Source organism: Calditrichota bacterium (genome assembly GCA_013112635.1).
Classification (GTDB): Bacteria; Calditrichota; Calditrichia; order Calditrichales; family J004; genus JABFGF01.
The window spans coordinates 24,985-43,916 of record JABFGF010000014.1; the positions used below are offsets into that span (position 1 = coordinate 24,985).

The window sequence follows — 18,932 nt, forward strand, 5'->3', positions numbered from 1 at the left end:
TACAGACCGATCGGTCTTGATGGGAGTTTGTTATGCAAGTGATTGTATTAAAGATATTTCAAATCTGGTTTAAATTAGTTGAGACTGTTTTGCCGGTTATTGCCAGGAAATGGTCAGTAAATTTGTTTTTTTCACCAATGCGATTTAAGCGGCCTTTTAGAGAAGAAGCCTTTGTTAAAAAAGCCCAAATATCCAAAATTCCTTTTCAAATCAATTTAACCGAATTATACAACCTGGAGTGGGCAAAAGGAAAAGTTTTAAACAAGCAATTTAACCAAAATACGGACAAAACTTTTTACACTTTGTATGAACTTGGCGAAGGCCCGGTAGTGCTTTTGGTACATGGCTGGTCAGGTAGAGCTTCTCAAATGGGAAGTATTGCAACTGCTTTGGCAGATAAAGGGTTTAAAACAATAACATTTGATGCCTTTGCACACGGCAGCTCTCCGGGCAAGCAGACTACCGTTCTTGAATTTGTAAAGATTATAAAAAACATCCATGAAAAGTTTGGGCCGTTTGAAGCAATTGTTGGACATTCGTTGGGCGGAATTGCAGCAGGCAAGGCCATAACAGAAGGGGTGGAATGTAAAAATTTAATTACTATTGGATCTCCAACGACGATGAATTTTATTTTAGAGGCATTCGGTAAAATTATAAACGCCTCTTCAACTACACAAAACTATATCAAGACTTTTGTAGAAAAGTATGCACGGGCCAATGCAAGTGAATTTTCGTTGACTAATATCGGGCAAAAGCTTTCTGTACCCGGTTTGCTTATTCATGATAAAAATGACACGGAAGCAGAGTATGATCAGGCTTTGTTATTTGAAGAAATGTGGCCTCAAGGGCGTTTGGTTACAACGGAAGGTCTTGGTCATTCCCGAATTTTACGCGATAAAAAAGTATTGGAAATAATAACTTCATTTGTTTCTTTACCGGTTTATTCAGAAGAGCCCATTCTCTAATAATAGCTTTCCAGTTTTTAACTCACCCATTTTTGAGGATGGCAAATAGCATATTTTATGCAACTATTCTCGTTTTCCATACGTTACCGTATTTTTTTCTTGCAATTGATTTTTGTTTTTGTTAACATACGCAAGCGTACGGAAAATGGAACAATAAATGCCAATAAAGAAAGTAACAAAAAAAGACTGGCTTTGGGCCGGTATAAGCTTTTTCTCAAAAGGTGGGATAAATGCACTCAATGTGGAAAAAATGGCCAAAGCTCTGAAATGCACAAAAGGCAGCTTTTACTGGTACTTCAAATCCCGCGATGATTATATCATGCAGCTTATTGATTTGTGGGCAGCTGATGGAACAGAGTCTTTTATTGATGACGCAGAAACAGCCGAAACCCCACAAGCCAAGCTCAAACACCTCATTACAGAAGTACTCAAAGATCGTCGTGGCGCTGATTTTGAGTTTTATCTACGGCATCATGGACAAAAAAATCCGGCTGTTAAAGAACTGATCGAAAAAACAGAAAAGCGGCGTATTTCTTTTATGGCGCATTTACTGCAGGAAGCACAAGTCGCAGATTATGAAGCGAAGGCAGAAATAATCTACTATTATTATTTGGGCTGGTACGAGCATAATAAACATTTCACGGCACCCGATGAGGTTATTAATCAAGAGTTGCGAAAGATCGCCCTGATTTCCGGGCTTGAGTGGATGAGCGATTAAAAAGCGGGAAGGAGAAAAATGGATTTAGTGAAAGACTGGAAAAGAGTGAGATTACATTTTAACAAGAGTTTTAGATCAAGTCTCCATGTATCAATTGCATCTGTAGACTCGGAAAATAATCCAACAGTTACGCCGATTGGTTCATTATTTTTAAATGGGAACCAAACAGGATTCTACTTCGAGAAATTTCCAACAAAACTCTCTCAACATGCCAAATCGAATAAAAATGTCTGTATCCTGGGTGTGAATAGTGGACGTGGGTTTTGGCTAAAATCTCTGCTTGATGGAAAGTTTAGTACGTATCCTGCTTTAAAACTTTATGGACAGATGGGAGAAAAAAGGAAAGCCACTGAAAAAGAAATCAATCGCTTAAAAAGGCGTATGCGACTGACAAAGATGTTTAAAGGCCACAAATACTTGTGGGGAAAGAAAATGGATATGGTTCGTGAAATATCATTTTCCAAAGTTGAAATAATAAATCTTAGAGAAATGACAAAAGAGTTGTGAGTTATTATCATTTTCATTGAAAGGAAAAAAAGTGATAGAACAAATATTAATTATTGTTGGTGCTGGGATATTTGGAATTTTAGGGAGCGCCCATTTATTATTTACTTTTTTTACGGATAAATTTCTGGCCCGGAAAGCTGAAGTTGTAAGTGAAATGAAAAATACAACTCCAATTTTAACAGATCAAACTACCATGTGGAAAGCCTGGATTGGTTTTAATGCGAGCCATAGTTTGGGTGCCATAATATTTTCTTTGTTGTATTTAATACTTTCAATATTTCACATGGATTTATTTTTTACAACAACAACTTTTATCTGGCTCGCAGTAGTGAATAGTATATCTTACTTATTTCTTGCGAAGCGATATTGGTTTAAAGACCCTTTTATTGGAATTCTTATTGCAACATTTGTCTTTTTTTTAGCAGCAATTTTAATCGAAATAAAAATGGTATAAAGGAATAGGAATGGAACGCAGCGATTCTGAAAAAAAGAACATACTTTTGCTTATTGGTGGTTATATCAATTACATGATTGCCGTTTTGCACATTGTGGGTCTGTTGTGGGCAGATTGGATGTTCAGGGTAACAGGTATCGAAAAAGATATGGCTGAACTTGCAGAAATTCATGTTTCTCTGCCTTACCTTTTAACAATTGTTGTTGCAGTTTTCTTTTATCTTTTTGGCCGATATGCCTTGTCTGCAGCGGGTTCTGGCAAAAAGCTTCCTTTTTTAAAGATAGTAAATTATTCTATCGCATTTATCTATCTGCTGCGAGGGATTGGTGAATTCTTTTATGATAATTTGAATGATACGAGTTCTGTTTTGGAAACAAGTTACTCGATGATTTCAATAATTGTTGGTTTACTATATCTGGTTGGCACATACCAGGTTTTTAATTCACATAAATCAAAATAAAAAAGGCGGTTATTCAAAGTTTCTGATTACCGCCTTCTCATATTTAGCAATTCACTAATTCAGTATTTCTGTTTTACTTGAACGTATCTGCAGAGTTAATAATATTCACAGATTTAACATTCAGCTTATAATTAGCCACTTCATCATCTTCAGCCAACACTTCTTCCGGTAAACCGGATTTAACCAGGTTGGAATAGCTCATTGGTGATGCTTCATTCTCAAGCAGGCTTTTTGCTAACGGACCGGCTTCACTTTCATCCGTTACAATAGTGACAAACATATTTTCAGTTGGCCAATATTTTTTGATGGCCTTATTTACATCAGCTAAAGTTAGTTTTGAGAGTAAACCGTCAACTTCTTTCAGATAATTTGTTCTGCCATAAAAACGAGAGTCCATTAACCAGCCCAATTGTTGGGCAGGAGTTTGGGCATACAATTTTATGTAACTGCGTAGAAAAGTACGGGTTTCTTCAAAAGACTTTTCATCCATGCCATTGGCAATTAGCAAATCAAATTCACGGATGGCCATACGCAAAGCAAAATGAGCATGTCCAACTTTAATATCAGCCAACTCTTCATATTGTCCTTTTAGCTGCTTGGCGATTTGAACAGGCCTGATCCAGATAGAGAAATAATTTGAGTGGCGCGGAACTCCGGAAGGTGGCAACATATTACCACCACCATTATCATACCATTCTATGTAAGAGTAATCACCATAGTTCATAGAGCGTGTTTCACGTATTTTTTGATACAGACGCGAGTAGGACTTGCGGTGTTCGCCCATCCAGGAGTTGGCAACCATCATAGCCGCAAAATCATCATCCGAGCGGGTAATAGCCAATGGAGCTCCTGTAAAAATAGCCGAGCCAAATGCACCTTGTTTGGAAATAATTTCAACCTCAATACCTTTTGGAGTCCGGGCTTTGCCATTTATAGGGATAATTGGATTTATGTCCGGTAAAGTAGCCATATCTTTTTTAAGCTGAGATAAGAAATCGGCTGAATATTTGCCTGCAATTCCGATTGTCAGATTATTTTTTGTAAAATATTTTTTGTAATGATCTTTAACATCATCCAGGGTAATGGATTTTACGCTTTCTGATTTTCCCTGTTTCATATGCTGATAATTTGTACCGCGAAACAACAAATCTTCCAAAGCTTTTTTGCTGTATTCTTCATCAGACTGAGCACGAATTCCCTGATCGACATAATTCTGCTGATTGACCATTATGCGTTTGAAATCATTTTCAGCAAAAGCCGGTTTAAGAATGACATCGCGCAAGATAGGATAAAACTCATCTGCAAAATCTGCCGGCACCTGAAAAGTAAAAACCGTTACTTCTTTATCAACATTTGCGCCATAACCTGCTGCCCATGGGTGTAGTTTATCCTGAATTTCGCTATAGCTCATATCACCCGCACCGCCTTGTGATAAAATTGATGCCGTAGCTACAGTTAAACCTTCTTTTCCAGCCGGATCACTTACAGCACCATTACGGAACATAAGTTTTACAACCAGTTTATTGGAATTTGCCATGTTTAATTCGACAACATTTTTATCACCTGCCCAGGAAAGGGACACAAGCACGGCCAACAGGAAAAGTGCTATAATTTTGAAATGTTTCATTTAACACCTCCTTTTGTGTCTTCAGAAATTGTTGATACGGTCAGGGCATCAGAAATAAAATATTTATTTGCAACCATTTTAATATCTTCCACCGTAACCTGATCATAAAGTGCATATAAATTATTTAATGATTCAGGATCACCTGTAAGCATAATATAGTGACAAAGTGAGTTTGCTATATTGCTTGGGTTATCAATGCTCATAGCAAAGCTGTATTTTAGATTGGATTTTGTTTTGGCAAGAATTTCTGCATCAACGCCATTTGCTTTTACATTTTCAATGGCCTTTATAACTTCGTCTTTGAAATATTGCAGATCTTTTTTATCCACCATTGAGGCTCTGATATTAAACAGGTTTGGATCTCTTGAATCTCCTGCACCACCACCCAGGAAACGAGCTTTCTGTTCGGTTAATACCAATTTTTTGTAAAGATCTGATGTCCTTGAAAAAACTATGGAAGACATAACATCCAATGCAGGCATATCGATCTGATCATCTTTAAATGCGGGACCTTTATAAGCCAGGCTCATGTATGGTGGGATTTCGCCATTTTGAAGATGTGCATAGCGCGTACCTTTTTGAGGTGGTTCTTCAGGAACAACAGAAACGTAACTTCCTGTTTCCCATTTTCCAAAGTACTTTTCTGCAAGTTTGTTTACCTGGTCATCTGTTACATCACCTACTACAACGATGGTGCAATACTCCGGACGATAATAACGATCGAAAAACTGAAGGGAGTATTTGTATTGATTCGGCATGTCAACGATATCATCAAAAAAGCCCATGGTTGTGTGCTTGTATGTATGAACGTCAAATGCTGTATTTAGCATTTTCTCATAGATTCGTGAATAAGGGCTGGCATAATTTTTTGTATATTCACCTTTTACCGCTCCTGCTTCAGTCTTAAATCCATGTTCAGAATAATTAAGATTCATGAAGCGGTCGGCTTCAAGCTCAAACATGGTTTCCAGTTTTTCTGCGTTTCCGGTAATGTGATATACAGTTCTGTCTTGAGATGTATTGGCATTGGCCGATGCTCCGGTTGATTTTAATACAGCGCCATATTCAGCTTTGGAATATTTGTCTGTACCACGGAACATCATGTGCTCAAAAAAGTGGGCAAATCCGGTTACACCTTTTTCAACTTCATTGCGGGCTCCAACACGTACAACAATATAAAATGCTGCCAATCCGGGGCTGTCAAACTGGACTGTCACAACATTTAACCCATTGTCAAGCTTATGCTGATTAATTGGATATGGCAAAATCTTATCTGAGGCGATTAAGCTGCCAGCAAAAATAAAGACCATTGCCATAAGAATAGCGGCATAAAATTTATGCTTCATGCTTCCTCCTTAAGGATTATTTATTTTGATGTGGTTTTTTAGAAAAGAAAAGACTTCTCATATAACGATTGTGCATTAAAAATGTTACATGGTTTTGCTCATGAAAAACTATTTAATTTAGAATTAAAATTTTTACCGTCAAACAGAAAAGTAAATCCAAAATTGATTGGGTTGTTTGTTGGAAAAATTCTTACATTTATCTTCCCGGTTAAGTTGAAACCAAGGAAATTATATGGTCAAAAATATCGATTTATTTAAAAGAGAAAAAGTAGCTGCTGGCAAAGATACATTTATGCAGGTTTTGATCAGCGCTGATGATGCACCTAATTTTGCCATGCGCCGTTTTACAATCGAACCTGGTGGATCAATGCCGATGCACACAAACCTGGTTGAGCATGAACAACTTGTTTTAAATGGTCGCGCAAAGGTAGTAATTGATGGTAAAGAATTTGAAGTAAAAAAAGATGATGTTGTTTTTATCCCGGCCGGAGTTCCACATAATTATAAAACTTTGGGAGATGAAGATTTTCAGTTTTTGTGCCTGGTGCCAAATAAACCGGATAAGATTGAGTTAGTTTGAGGAAAATTGACAATTGACAACTGATAATTGTAGGATTGAACTAAAGATTAGTTCAGTGCTTTTCAATAATTCATTATTCCAATATTCCATTGTTAGATGCGATTAAGAAAACGAGACTGATTAAGATTATGAGCAAGAGAAGGAGTACAGATTTATGAAATATATCGGGGCACATGTAAGCTCATCCGGAGGTGTGGAAAACGCTCCCTTAAATGCGAAAGAAATTGAAGCAAAAGCTTTTGCGCTATTTGTTAAAAACCAACGGCAATGGTTTGTAAAACCTTTGACAACAGAAAGTATTGATGGTTTTAAAAAAAATTGTGAAGAATTGAAATTTGACATGGATTATGTTCTGCCGCATGATAGTTATCTTATTAACCTGGGCAGCCCCGATCCGGATGGCCTGGAGAAGTCGCGCAATTCATTTTTAAAAGAGATTCAGCGTTGCGAGCAGCTTGGAATAAAAATGCTCAATTTTCATCCCGGCAGCCATTTAAAAAGAATAAGTGAAGAAGAGTGCCTGGACAGAATTGGCGAATCGTTGAATATGATGCTGGATAAAACAACCGGCGTAACATTGCTGATTGAGAATACGGCCGGGCAGGGCAGCAATATGGGTTACAAATTTGAACATTTGGCTCACATTATAGATATTGTTGAAGATAAATCCCGAATCGGTGTTTGTATTGATACATGCCATACTTTTGGTGCCGGATACGAATTAAGAAATGAAGACGGTTTTAATAAAACTTTTAAAACTTTTGAAGATATTGTGGGTATAGAATATCTGAAGGGCATCCACTTAAACGATTCAAAAAAAGAATTTGCCAGCCGGCTGGACAGGCATGAAAGTATCGGCGATGGTCTGATTGGAATTGATGCATTCCGGTTTATAATGAACGATCCAAGATTTGAAGATATGCCGATAATCCTGGAAACGCCAAATCCTGAGCGCTGGGCTGAAGAAATAAAAATGCTTTATTCAATGATTAATTAAATGGAGATATAAAAATTGGAGGAGAAGAATATGGAAATCACTGCAGCGGAATTTAGACAAAATGTTTATAAATTTCTTGATGAGGTAATAAAATCAGGCAAGTCCATAACAATTATTAAAGAAGGCAAGAAAATAAATCTAAGCCCATACCTGGAAGAAAAAACAGGGATGCGTGCTTTCTTTAAAAAGAAAGACGAAGCTCCGGATGAGCACATACATCTTGATTTGTCAGAAGATTGGGAGACAGAGGATAAATAATTTTTCATTCTTTTATTGCTCTCCCATTTCGTTCTTGGTATCTTCTTTTTAGTAAACTTCATCCTTAATCTGAAGGAGGAATTATGTTCACTGAGAATTTAAATATTGAGGAAAAACAAATAATTGTTGAAACCCTCGAAATGTTTCTTTCGGATCTGCGTATGGAAATTTCTCATACCGACAAGAAAGAATTCCGGGATGAATTAAAACATCGAAAAACCGTTATTGCCAAAACAATCCATTTACTTAAGGATCAGCAACCGTTAAATTATCATTGAAGAAGTAGGAATTTGGAAGTGAGAAGTAGGTGTAAGAAAAAACTTAACAATCTTACATTCTTTCAGTCTTAAAATCATAAATCCAAAAAGTGAGGTATGATATGCAAACATTTGTATTAATGACCAAACTTCCCCCCGAACTTACCAGCAAAATAAAACAGCGTGAACAGATTGGCCGCAACTGGCTTGGGCAGGTTCATGAAAAATGTCCTGAAGTGAAATTTGTGGCCCACTATGCCTTACTGGGCAAATACGATTTTATGGATATCTTTGAAGCACCGGATGCGGAGACAGCGGCAAAGGTTTCCCTAATCAGCCAGAAGGAAGGTGCTTCCCAAGCCGAAAGCTGGACAGCAATTCCATACAAACGTTTTGTTGAGTTGACCGAAGAACTTTGACCGGAACTGGGGTTTTACATTAATAATATTCCAACTACAATTTTGAAACTATAAATCATCCGAGATTTGACTTATAATTAATGATTTAATCCGCAAACCCTGCCTTTTATATTGCATTTTTGAAACCAGATAAGTAGGTTGTTTTAGGACGGCTATTATTTTACCATTTATGATATTTTGCATACAATTTAGCCGTCTAAAGTAAAAACCTCTAATTAAATTATTTTAACAAAATGAGAATAAAACTTTTATTAATTTCCATATTTTTTTTGATATTCCTTTCCTCATGTTGTACAGGTCTAAGACACTCTTTAATAACAGATATTGGATCTGAGAAGTTCAGACATTATAACGATGTTGATTCTTCACTTTGTACACCCAAGCCTATTCATAAAAAGGTTCTTTATGTTCCTCTACGAACTGCGCAATGGATTTCTTATGGAGTTGGATTTGGTTCTTTGGGAATAGTTGCTTTATCTGTGGCTTTAAATGATAATGATGAAGAAGATGAAAATTATGACATTGACAATGAAAGCTATTTAAAAAAGGTTGAACCAATAAAATTACTTGGGATAGGTGCGTCTTCTTTACTTGTGGGAGCTTCGTTTGACTATTTTGCAAATTCACTTTTAAGCACATCTCCTTCTGTTAAAACATATCATCATAAATATGAGCCTGAAAAAAAAATAAACTCATATCATTCTAAAACCAATTCAGCCCTTATTGATTCTTTTATAAATAGGACATGGATTGTTCAAACGAATAAAAATCAGAAACCGTATTTTAAGATTTTAAAATGGGATTTAATTCAAAATAGTGTAGAAATAAAAATATTGCATTTGCAGGAAAAGCATGAAGCAATTGGAGAATCTATAATCAAATTGCATTCGGATGGTTCCTATTTATATTCATATAAATCAAAATTTGGTGACCACTCCAATGGAAAAGCTACTTTGAACGATGACAAAATCAATGCTCGCGGAGATCTTCAGTTAAAAGATGGGACCGAGTTTAAAATTGAAATTGTTATAGATTTAGTTTCAGACAATCTTATGAGATGCATATCAAAATTTCAAAAAGATAATGAATGGTCAGAGGAAAAAACCACATATTATCAATTATCAAAAATTGCAAACTAAATGGCATTATTTCGGTTGGAAAGTTTTACATCAATAACTCCATTAGTACCAAAAATTATCCCTATCTGAACCCGCGATAATTCCCGCAGTAGAAAGCTCTTGATTTTCATTTAACCAAAGGAAAAACAATGAGCCTAAACAAAGTTAAGAATTCAATTACTGCCCGCTTGATTATTATAGCCATTATGACCATTGTGCTATTAATACCCGCAATATTAATCCAAAATTTAGTTGAGGAACGTCAAGAACGACGCGTGGAAACTGAAATCGAAATAAGTGATAAATGGGGTGCATCACAAACAATTTCAGGTCCCATCGTAGTAGTTCCTATTCTTGAACAAATTAAAACTGATAAAACAAATAAGACTATTCATTACCGCAATTACGCCTATTTTTTACCTGACGATTTACAAATTGAAGGAAAGATGGATCCTCAGATTCGTTATAGAGGTATTTATGAAGTTGCGTTGTATTCCTCGTTGTTGCAGTTTAATGGTTCATTTAAAATCAAAAAAGATCTGGATGCAGTCAATTCTTATGGCAAGGTTTTATGGGATCAAGCTTTTCTTGCTATTGGCTTATCAGATATGCAGGGTATAAATGATCTTGTTAAAGTAAAATGGGCAGATCAAAATAAAACTTCCATTCCGGGGATTGAAGCCAAGGAATTGTTTCAATCTGGCGTGAATATTCCAATTGATCTTTCAGACAACAAATCAAATTATGACTTTTCATTTGCTTTAAATATTAATGGTAGCAAACAACTTTTCTTTTCTCCACTTGGTAAAGAAACAAATATCAAACTCGAATCAAGCTGGAATAATCCCAGTTTTTCAGGGGCCTTTTTACCAAAAAAAAGGGAAGTTACGGAGAGTGGCTTTTCTGCAACCTGGAAAATATTGAACTTGAATAGAAATTATCCACAGTTATGGATTGGCAATCAATATAAAATTGAAAACTCTGCTTTCGGTGTTGAGTTACGGTTGCCGGTTGATGAATATCAGAAAACGATGCGTACTACAAAATATGCAATCATGTTTATAGCACTTACTTTCCTAACTTTTTTTATGATTGAAGTTCTAAATAAAAAAATGCTACACCCCATTCAATATTTATTGATCGGTTTTGCTTTATTGTTGTTTTACACCTTACTCCTGTCTTTTTCAGAACACATTGGTTTTCAGAGCTCATACATTATTGCCACCATTAGCATCACCGGTTTAATAACGTCTTATTCAAAAAGTATTTTAGGGAAGCCAATCCAAATGTTTACTGTACTTGGCACCCTTACCGGATTATATAGCTATCTGTTTATCATTCTTCAACTTCAGGATTATGCACTGATTATGGGTAGCATTGGTCTGTTTTTCATTTTAGCAATTGTAATGTTTGTGACTCGAAAAATTAATTGGTATTCGGCGATTGAAATAAAGCAAGTATCTAAAGTTTAGCAAGCGCTAATTTGAAACAATGGCTTGCATGTCTCGTAGGGAAGATTCTATATTTCAGGAATTTTTATTTCACATCTTACATTCTTAATAAAATACCTACTCACCTTGGAGGCCATTGTAATGAAACGTTCAATTGTTTTAGTACTTGCATCATTATTGTTTTCCAATTTTTTATTTGCTCTTCCACCCGAAGACAAAAGTATTTTAAATGAACAGACCTTTTCCGGTTTAAAGCTGCGTGGAATTGGCCCTGCTTTTACATCCGGGCGTATCGCGGATATTGCTATTCATCCCGATGATCCAAACTTGTGGTATGTTGCCGTAGGTTCCGGCGGCGTATGGAAAACCAGAAATGCCGGGACAACCTGGCAGCCTATTTTTGATGACCAGCCTTCATACTCAATTGGATGTATCACAATCGATCCTAATAATCCGAGTATAATTTGGGTAGGAACAGGTGAAAATGTAGGCGGCAGGCATGTCGGTTATGGCGATGGTGTTTACCGCAGCCTCGATGGTGGTGGCAGCTGGGAAAATATGGGACTGAAGAAATCAGAGCATATTTCCAAAATTATCGTTCATCCTGAAAATTCTGATATAATCTGGGTTGCAGCTCAAGGACCACTCTGGTCAAAAGGCGATGAGCGTGGTTTATACAAAAGTACGGATGGTGGTAAAAAATGGAAAAAAGTTTTAGGTGATGCCAAATGGACTGGTGTTACTGATATTCTGATCGATCCTGATAATCCAAATCGTTTATATGCAGCAACCTGGCAACGGCACCGCAATGTGGCAGCCTATATGGGCGGTGGCCCGGAATCAGGAATTCGCAGTTCAAACGATGGTGGTGACACCTGGAAAAAACTGGGCGGTGGTTTACCGGGCGGCAATCTTGCTAAGATTGGTTTAGCCATGTCCCCGCAAAACCCAAATGTACTTTATGCAGCCATTGAGTTGAATCGTAGAAAAGGTGCAGTTTACCGCTCTGCTAACAGGGGCCTCACATGGCAAAAAATGTCAGATACGGTTTCCGGTGGAACAGGGCCGCATTATTACCAAGAACTTTATGCCAGCCCTCATGCTTTTGATAGAATTTATCTTGCCGATGTGCGCATGCAGGTTTCTGATGACGGCGGTAAAACTTTCCGCAGAATGAGAGAAAGGGCAAAGCATTCTGATAATCACGCCATGGCATTCAGTAAAACAGATCCTAATTGGCTATTAGTTGGAACGGATGGTGGTTTGTATCAAAGTTTTGATTTAGCAGCGAACTGGTATTTTTTTCCAAATTTACCGGTGACACAATACTATAAAGTTGCAGTGGATGATTCTGAACCGTTTTATAATATATATGGTGGAACTCAAGACAATTTTTCACAAGGTGGTCCTTCCCGGACACTTTGGGCCAATGGAATTCAAAACTCCGACTGGTTTTTAACATTGGGCGGCGATGGTCATCAGTCTGCCACAGAACCGGGAAATCCGGATATTGTATATGCTGAATCGCAAGAGGGATTTTTATCGCGCATAGATCGTACAAATGGCGAGACAATATCAATCCAGCCGCAACCTGAGGCCGGCCAAGATTATGAACGTTTCAACTGGGATTCACCGATTTTAGTTAGCCCTCATAAACCGACACGACTTTATTTTGCTTCGCAAAGGGTATGGAAATCTGAAAACCGCGGTGATAGCTGGACAGCAATTTCCGGCGATCTGACTCTTGACCAGGAGAGAATTAATCTACCGATAATGGATAAAACCTGGGGTTGGGATGCTCCCTGGGATTATTATGCAATGTCCAACTACAATACCATCACATCGTTGGCCGAGTCCCCAAAACAAGAGGGTTTGATTTATGCCGGTACAGATGATGGGCTGATCCAGGTGACAGAAGATGGTGGAAAAAACTGGAGAAAAATTAACGTAAGTAGCTTACCTGGTATTCCTAAAACAGCATTTGTAAATGATATTAAAGCAGATTTATTTGATGTTAACACAGTTTATATTGCGCTTGATAATCATAAGTTTGGTGATTTTAAACCCTATCTTTTAAAAAGTACAAATCGTGGTAAAAGCTGGACATCTATCGTAGGCGATATTCCCGATCGTACATTGGTTTGGAGGGTTGTTCAGGATCATGTAAAACCAAATCTATTATTTACGGCCACTGAGTTCGGAATTTATTTTACAATTGATGGGGGGAAGAAATGGATTAAGTTAAGCGGTGGCGTGCCAACAATTTCATTTCGTGATTTGGCCATTCAAAAACGTGAGAATGATTTAGTGGGTGCTTCTTTTGGACGTGGATTTTATGTTTTCGATGATTATTCCGTTTTACGTGAAGTTTCTGAAAAAGAACTTCAAAAGGAAGCTGTAATTTTTCCTGCCCGTAAAACTTGGTGGTACATGCAAAAAGGAATGCGCGGCTTTTTCTCCGGAAACAATTATTCAGCGCCTAATCCTCCATATGGAGCAGTTCTTACTTATTATCTGAAAGATGCACTGACAACCAAAAAATCGGAACGTAAAAAGAAAGAAGGAAAACTTAAAAAGGATAAGAAGAATTTAAAATTCCCGGGTTGGGATGTTCTGACGGCCGAAAAGCGCCAGGATGCACCACAGATATGGGCTATCATTAAAAATAGTAAGGGCGAAGTAATCCGTATTTTCCCTGCCGTGAATAAAAAGGGTTTTAACCGCATTGTATGGGATATGAGATATCCACCAACAGATGCTGTTAACAGCCTTAATGATTTTAATGGTGGATATACTGGTGCTATGGTTGCTCCCGGAACATATTCTGTGACGTTGGCAAAAATGGAAGACGGTGTTTCCGCAGAAATTGCCGGACCAATGGAATTTGAAATCGAACAACTGGCAAAAGGCGCTTTGACCGGATCTACACCTGAGGAAGTGTCAGCATTCTGGCAGGAAACAGAACGATTTAATAAATCTATGACCGCAGCCAGGAGTGTTTTTACAAAAGCGCTGGATCGTGTTAAAATATTGCAAAAAGTATTATCACGCTTAAAGCTTGCTCCTGGAAATTTGGATAAACAGATTCATGACTTGAAGCAGGAAATGTTTGAAATGGAAGAGGAGCTATTCGGCAGCACGCTGAAAAGAGAAGTTGGAGAAAAGAATAATCCAACTATGGTCAGTAGACACCGGGTTGCATCTGGCAATTGGGGAACGACATACGGGCCAACTCAAACGCAAAGGCGCAGTCTGGAAATAGCCGCCGAGGAATTCCAAAAGCTAAAAATAAAACTGGAAAAGATTACAAGTATAGATATTCCGGCATTTGAAAAGGCTTTAAAAGATGCAGGTGCCCCATATATTGATGGTCAGGAAATTCCTGAATATTAGATTAGAAATAAGTTTTAGAATAAGGGGTATTGTGCCAATTGTACAATACCCCTTTTTATTTTTGGGATTATAGATTTTAGCGAATTAATATCATTTTCTTTGATATGGTTTGGCTGTTGGTTTGTAACCGGTAAAAATATACACCGCTTGCAAAGTTGGACGCATCAAAAGCAATTTTATGAAATCCTGCCTGCTGTAAACTATTAATAACCGTTTTTATTTTTTTCCCCATCATATCATAGATTGTAAGTTTTACATGATTATTAATTGGCAGATTGTAGCCAATTGTAGTCACCGGGTTAAATGGGTTTGGATAGTTTTGATATAGCTGGATTGTAGCAGGTAGAATGTCTTTTTCCTCGTATCTACCAATAGATGTAATTATTGTATCAGGATTCGCGGTGAATAACACGTTTTTGGGGATAAGCTCCCAGTTGGTATTTGGGTTGAATGTAGGTGGTTCACCACTGTTAAAATTTTTGCCATACCACGGTATATCGGAAGAATCGATATCACCTGGTTTGATCCACCAAACCTCAATACCATCCAGCGACCTGTCTTCATAAAATCTTATGGAAATTTTGTGATACCCTTTATCTAAAAAGAAGGGTGGAAACGGCGTATTAGATGTATCCCCTTCGCTAATGTTATCTTCCCAGTCATACCACTGTTTTTCCCCATTATCCATTATCAGGCTGTCATTAATAAAAATTTGTGAGCCATCATCTGAAATAGTGCCAAACCCATATTGGCCTTCCTCTTTGATTTGAATATAGCCTTTCCATTCGATACTATAATTATTGGCCCACCCAGGGACTGGGTTGAATTGATAATTTTGACCACCATTCCAAAAATCTATAATTGTATCTAATCTGGTAAATGATTTCGTTAGACCGTTAAAACTGATATGACCCAGTGAATCGATTTTGTAACCTTGGTAATAATGTCCAATTAAACCGTTTGCTGTTCCGACTTTTACTCCAACGGTGTAATACTGTCCATGTTTAAAACTGTGGTTTAAAACATGCAGTTTTGAAAATCGGTCTAGTTCTGCTGAAACGGTATCGGCATTGGTAAATGTTTCCTGATCACTCACAAGTAAAACGGCTTCGTCATCGGCTGATAAAAGGGTTGTCAAATCAATTAAAATTTCCCCTTTAAGCGTGTCATAAACTTCAAAACGCCAAACGCGGTTTAACCGCCTTTCAATAATATTTTTATCAGGCACTTCTGTCCAGTTCCAGGAAAGGTCTGCGTTATTGTGACCAAATATAATTACTCCATCTCCATTAATAGTATCAACGATAGAAAGGATTGAGGATGCACTGGAATCTTGTGCGGCCCACACAGCAGAGAGTTCTTCCAACGAATTGGTAAGATTTGTAGCTATTGGAGCATTAGAGTTTTGCCAGGCTGCAATTGTATCCATGCTGGTAAGTTTGCCGTGATGGATTTTTGAGCCATCATCTTTCGCTGTAGATCCGCTTCCGTCGTTAAATTTCCAGTAACCTTGTAGCCTGCTATAAAACGGGTGTGATGCTTCAACATCTTTATACATCCAGCCGCGAATTTCTTCTGAACCCAAGGCTACATCCCATACCCGGGCTTCTTCAATAAAGCCGTTGAACGGAAACCATTGGTTACCATCATTATTATTTCCAATTCCTAAAAAGTTAGTTGAAGCCTTAATAGTTTTAGCGCCTACAATATTTTCGCCTTCCAATTGACCGTCAATGTAGATTTTCATGGTATTGCCATCATATGTTGCCGTCACGTGATGCCATTTATTATCATTAATTTTAGTCGCACCAACAACCGCATTTTCACTTCCATCTGTCGCGAAGAAATCAAACATTGCACTTCCACTACTTGAGGGAAATTCCATAACCAGGTTAAAACCTGCTTTATCGTTCCAATTAAATTTGTCGATTATTCTACCGTAGGACGTTGGCTGAAGATCGTTTCCTTTTACCCAGGTTTCAATTGTGATTGAGCCTGAAATACCAAGGGAATTTGTTCCACAATTGAGCCAATCATCGATTCCATCAAAAGCTAGGCTTTTATCACCACCTTGTGCCAGGAGCATGTTTGATTGAGTTATAAGCAAGCTTATAATTATTACAAAAACTCTCATATTCACCTCCATTTTTTAAAAAATGTTCTGCAACTTGGACAATACTAATGCATTCTTTTTGGATTAGAATTGATATTCATCAATTTCAAAATAAAAGTTTAAGTGTTATTAATTAGGTATAATCATAAGTGTTTATGGAATTTATTAGCAAGGCACTATGTTATATGTGTGGTATTATTCTTTTTTCTACCTAACTCAATTCATAAATATAACATAAGGGAGGTCGCATGGTATCAATCATGTCATTATGGTTGCCGATACTTATTTCGGCTGTGTTTGTTTTTGTAGCTAGCTCAATAATCCATATGGTATTAAAATATCATAACACGGATTATAGCAAATTGCCTGATGAAGACGGAGCAATGGAAGCATTGCGAAAACAGGATATTAAACCGGGTGTTTATGTTTTACCATATGCAGGCAGTATGGAAGCGATGAAAGATGAAGCATATATTGAAAAAATGAAAAAAGGTCCGGTTGGTTTTCTGGCTGTTGGCGAAAATGGACCGCCCAACATGGGTAAAAGTTTAACTCTTTGGTTTATATCGACAATTGTTATTGGAATTTTTGCAGCTTATATAAGCGGAAGGGCACTGGGGCCAGGTGCGGATTATCTTTCAGTTTTCAGATTTGTCGGGACTCTTTCATTTGTTGCGTATGCGCTTGGTAGTTGGCAAAACGCAATCTGGTATAAACACTCATTTTCAATGGCAGTAAAATCATCACTTGATGCATTGATATATGCTGTGATTACTGCCGGCACATTTGGATGGTTATGGCCTCACTAATCAAGTAGAAATTAGGATAGCTCCATAAACTGTTTTGCAAGACGGGGGCCTGTTCCCTCGTCTTCATGTTTAAAAAAGACCAATACATCTTCCCAATTACTTTTTTTAATTTTTTCCATTCGTTCAGAAAGCTCTTCTTTAGAATATTGTGTGCGCCTAAGTCGCAGATAGGTCCAATCGGCAGTTTCTGTAAATTTAGCTTTTGGAGCTTCATCTGTTTCCGTAATTACGAGAGAACAATTTTTACTATTTAACATTTGATAAATATCATCGATTAGCCAGGATGGATGACGAAACTCGAAAGCTGCTTTTATGTCATCAGGGATTATTTTAAGAAATTTTTCAAGCCGTTCAATGTCTATTTTCAGGTTTGGTGGAAGTTGAAATAATATGCAGCCTAATTTTTTTTCTAGGGTGCGTACCATTTTAAAGAGATATCCGCATTCGTCTTCACATTCTTTCAGCCGTTTAAAATGAGTTATTTTTCTGGATGCCTTGATGGAAAATTTAAACGTGTCCGGAACTTTTTCTGCCCAGGCTTGCAACACATTCTCTTTCGGCATTCTGTAAAAAGTGTTATTAATCTCAACTGCGGTTAACTGGCTTGCATAATACGAAAGCATTTCCTTATCAGGATGTTTCTGAGGGTAAAAAGAGCCTTTCCATTCCTTATAACTAAATCCGCTTGTTCCACAAAGTAAATTCACAGTAACCCCTTTTGCGATGTGTTGACTTCAGTAACAAACATAAAAGGTCAAAAAAACATTCCCTTGTTTTAGCTAATAGGAGTTTTTGAAAAAGGCAGCATTTTTTTATAAAGTCTTTTTTGAAAGGGATAATTCTAAACCACACAATCAGAAAGCGATCCGTTTAATATCTTATCAAAACCATTTATCAATCTCACCATGCATGTATCTGTTTAGTATCGTCAGCAAATCCTTTGGATTATCGGAAATAGCAATTCTGTCATAATGGCCCTGATGTAAGAATTGATTTTTTACCATGTGTTCAAAAAAATCGAATAGTTTTCCAAAGAAATTCTCGATGTTGTAAAATCCAAAAGGTTTAGTATGCAGATTTAATTGAGACCAGGTAAAAATCTCAACAATTTCATCGAGAGTACCCATGCCGCCGGGCATAGCAATAAATGCATCGGATAACTTTTCCATCAGTGCTTTGCGTTCGTGCATCGTTTGTACAATTTGCAATTCGGTCAGTCTCTCATGAGCCACTTCTTTTTGATAAAGGTGATCCGGCATAATACCAGTTACTGAACCATTATTCTCCAGAATGGCATCAGCAATTATGCCCATTAATCCTACTTTGCCACCGCCATAAACTAAACCAATGTTATTTTGAGCGAGATACAGACCTAATTTTTTAGCCTCTTCTTTATAAATTATATCCGCACCACTGTTGGAGCCACAAAAAACAGCAACCTTTTTTATCATAAATGATCC

General features: G+C 37.3%; 19 protein-coding genes. 14 read left to right on the forward strand and 5 right to left on the reverse strand.

From position 1 onward, the window contains the following. Positions 1-32: 32 nt before the first annotated feature. From HND50_20985 to HND50_21005, 5 genes are all read left to right on the forward strand, one after another. Positions 33-965 carry an alpha/beta fold hydrolase gene (locus tag HND50_20985; GenBank protein NOG47726.1) on the forward strand — a complete coding sequence of 311 codons (933 nt, stop codon included), beginning with the start codon at positions 33-35 and terminating at the stop codon, positions 963-965. 157 nt (positions 966-1,122) lie between these two features. Then, positions 1,123-1,683: a TetR/AcrR family transcriptional regulator gene (locus tag HND50_20990; GenBank protein NOG47727.1), complete on the forward strand. Its 561-nt coding sequence runs from the start codon at positions 1,123-1,125 to the stop codon at positions 1,681-1,683. Positions 1,684-1,701: 18 nt separating this feature from the next. Continuing rightward, positions 1,702-2,190, forward strand: coding sequence for a pyridoxamine 5'-phosphate oxidase family protein (locus tag HND50_20995; protein NOG47728.1), 489 nt, complete (start codon positions 1,702-1,704; stop codon positions 2,188-2,190). 31 nt (positions 2,191-2,221) lie between these two features. Further along, complete coding sequence (locus tag HND50_21000; GenBank protein ID NOG47729.1) at positions 2,222-2,644, forward strand: hypothetical protein; 423 nt, start codon at positions 2,222-2,224, stop codon at positions 2,642-2,644. Positions 2,645-2,654: 10 nt separating this feature from the next. Next, positions 2,655-3,104: a hypothetical protein gene (locus HND50_21005; protein ID NOG47730.1), complete on the forward strand. Its 450-nt coding sequence runs from the start codon at positions 2,655-2,657 to the stop codon at positions 3,102-3,104. Positions 3,105-3,177: 73 nt separating this feature from the next. Here the strand turns inward: HND50_21005 and HND50_21010 are convergent, their stop codons facing one another. Together HND50_21010 and HND50_21015 are read right to left on the reverse strand one after the other, a co-directional pair. Continuing rightward, the gene (locus HND50_21010; GenBank protein ID NOG47731.1) at positions 3,178-4,731 is read right to left on the reverse strand and encodes an insulinase family protein; all 1,554 of its coding nucleotides are present in this window, start codon (positions 4,729-4,731) and stop codon (positions 3,178-3,180) included. Further along, positions 4,728-6,077: an insulinase family protein gene (locus tag HND50_21015; protein NOG47732.1), complete on the reverse strand. Its 1,350-nt coding sequence runs from the start codon at positions 6,075-6,077 to the stop codon at positions 4,728-4,730. Before HND50_21015 ends, HND50_21010 begins: the two co-directional genes overlap by 4 nt. 232 nt (positions 6,078-6,309) lie before the next feature. On the opposite strand from HND50_21015, the gene HND50_21020 reads away from it, so the two are divergent. The 8 genes from HND50_21020 to HND50_21055 all read left to right on the forward strand — a co-directional run bounded on the left by HND50_21020 (position 6,310) and on the right by HND50_21055 (position 14,550). After that, complete coding sequence (locus tag HND50_21020; GenBank protein NOG47733.1) at positions 6,310-6,657, forward strand: cupin domain-containing protein; 348 nt, start codon at positions 6,310-6,312, stop codon at positions 6,655-6,657. Between the two features lie 154 nt (positions 6,658-6,811). Continuing rightward, on the forward strand, positions 6,812-7,654 hold the full coding sequence (gene nfo, locus HND50_21025; protein NOG47734.1) for a deoxyribonuclease IV: 843 nt from the start codon (positions 6,812-6,814) through the stop codon (positions 7,652-7,654). Between the two features lie 30 nt (positions 7,655-7,684). Then, complete coding sequence (locus HND50_21030; GenBank protein ID NOG47735.1) at positions 7,685-7,912, forward strand: hypothetical protein; 228 nt, start codon at positions 7,685-7,687, stop codon at positions 7,910-7,912. Between the two features lie 83 nt (positions 7,913-7,995). Further along, positions 7,996-8,190 (forward strand): hypothetical protein, encoded by a 195-nt coding sequence (locus tag HND50_21035; protein NOG47736.1) that lies wholly within the window; start codon positions 7,996-7,998, stop codon positions 8,188-8,190. A 101-nt stretch (positions 8,191-8,291) separates the two neighbouring features. Beyond that, positions 8,292-8,588, forward strand: a complete 297-nt coding sequence (locus HND50_21040; protein ID NOG47737.1) for a GYD domain-containing protein — start codon at positions 8,292-8,294, stop codon at positions 8,586-8,588. Positions 8,589-9,046: 458 nt separating this feature from the next. Next, a complete protein-coding gene (locus HND50_21045) occupies positions 9,047-9,727 on the forward strand; it encodes a hypothetical protein (protein ID NOG47738.1) in 681 nt (226 codons plus the stop codon). A 128-nt stretch (positions 9,728-9,855) separates the two neighbouring features. Further along, positions 9,856-11,178 (forward strand): cell envelope integrity protein CreD, encoded by a 1,323-nt coding sequence (creD, locus tag HND50_21050; GenBank protein ID NOG47739.1) that lies wholly within the window; start codon positions 9,856-9,858, stop codon positions 11,176-11,178. A 120-nt stretch (positions 11,179-11,298) separates the two neighbouring features. Next, positions 11,299-14,550 (forward strand): glycosyl hydrolase, encoded by a 3,252-nt coding sequence (locus HND50_21055; GenBank protein ID NOG47740.1) that lies wholly within the window; start codon positions 11,299-11,301, stop codon positions 14,548-14,550. Positions 14,551-14,626: 76 nt separating this feature from the next. Here the strand turns inward: HND50_21055 and HND50_21060 are convergent, their stop codons facing one another. Continuing rightward, the gene (locus tag HND50_21060) at positions 14,627-16,684 is read right to left on the reverse strand and encodes a T9SS type A sorting domain-containing protein (GenBank protein ID NOG47741.1); all 2,058 of its coding nucleotides are present in this window, start codon (positions 16,682-16,684) and stop codon (positions 14,627-14,629) included. Positions 16,685-16,911: 227 nt separating this feature from the next. On the opposite strand from HND50_21060, the gene HND50_21065 reads away from it, so the two are divergent. Next, positions 16,912-17,472: a hypothetical protein gene (locus HND50_21065; GenBank protein NOG47742.1), complete on the forward strand. Its 561-nt coding sequence runs from the start codon at positions 16,912-16,914 to the stop codon at positions 17,470-17,472. Positions 17,473-17,483: 11 nt separating this feature from the next. On the opposite strand, the gene HND50_21070 is transcribed toward HND50_21065, so the two are convergent. Together HND50_21070 and HND50_21075 are read right to left on the reverse strand one after the other, a co-directional pair. Continuing rightward, entirely contained in the window at positions 17,484-18,179 is a 696-nt protein-coding gene (locus HND50_21070) for a DUF72 domain-containing protein (GenBank protein NOG47743.1), read from the reverse strand. Between the two features lie 174 nt (positions 18,180-18,353). Next, a complete protein-coding gene (locus HND50_21075; GenBank protein NOG47744.1) occupies positions 18,354-18,923 on the reverse strand; it encodes a TIGR00730 family Rossman fold protein in 570 nt (189 codons plus the stop codon). Positions 18,924-18,932: the final 9 nt, after the last annotated feature.

Bases quoted from the DNA above. Each gene is read 5' to 3' on its own strand.
- creD (NOG47739.1), top strand. From the start codon at position 9,856: ATGAGCCTAAACAAAGTTAAGAATTCAATTACTGCCCGCTTGATTATT.
- HND50_21005 (NOG47730.1), top strand. From the start codon at position 2,655: ATGGAACGCAGCGATTCTGAAAAAAAGAACATACTTTTGCTTATTGGT.
- nfo (NOG47734.1), top strand. From the start codon at position 6,812: ATGAAATATATCGGGGCACATGTAAGCTCATCCGGAGGTGTGGAAAAC.
- HND50_21015 (NOG47732.1), bottom strand. From the start codon at position 6,077: ATGAAGCATAAATTTTATGCCGCTATTCTTATGGCAATGGTCTTTATT.
- HND50_21055 (NOG47740.1), top strand. From the start codon at position 11,299: ATGAAACGTTCAATTGTTTTAGTACTTGCATCATTATTGTTTTCCAAT.
- HND50_20985 (NOG47726.1), top strand. From the start codon at position 33: ATGCAAGTGATTGTATTAAAGATATTTCAAATCTGGTTTAAATTAGTT.
- HND50_21075 (NOG47744.1), bottom strand. From the start codon at position 18,923: ATGATAAAAAAGGTTGCTGTTTTTTGTGGCTCCAACAGTGGTGCGGAT.
- HND50_21010 (NOG47731.1), bottom strand. From the start codon at position 4,731: ATGAAACATTTCAAAATTATAGCACTTTTCCTGTTGGCCGTGCTTGTG.
- HND50_20990 (NOG47727.1), top strand. From the start codon at position 1,123: ATGCCAATAAAGAAAGTAACAAAAAAAGACTGGCTTTGGGCCGGTATA.
- HND50_21035 (NOG47736.1), top strand. From the start codon at position 7,996: ATGTTCACTGAGAATTTAAATATTGAGGAAAAACAAATAATTGTTGAA.
- HND50_21020 (NOG47733.1), top strand. From the start codon at position 6,310: ATGGTCAAAAATATCGATTTATTTAAAAGAGAAAAAGTAGCTGCTGGC.
- HND50_21060 (NOG47741.1), bottom strand. From the start codon at position 16,684: ATGAGAGTTTTTGTAATAATTATAAGCTTGCTTATAACTCAATCAAAC.
- HND50_21065 (NOG47742.1), top strand. From the start codon at position 16,912: ATGGTATCAATCATGTCATTATGGTTGCCGATACTTATTTCGGCTGTG.
- HND50_20995 (NOG47728.1), top strand. From the start codon at position 1,702: ATGGATTTAGTGAAAGACTGGAAAAGAGTGAGATTACATTTTAACAAG.
- HND50_21030 (NOG47735.1), top strand. From the start codon at position 7,685: ATGGAAATCACTGCAGCGGAATTTAGACAAAATGTTTATAAATTTCTT.
- HND50_21040 (NOG47737.1), top strand. From the start codon at position 8,292: ATGCAAACATTTGTATTAATGACCAAACTTCCCCCCGAACTTACCAGC.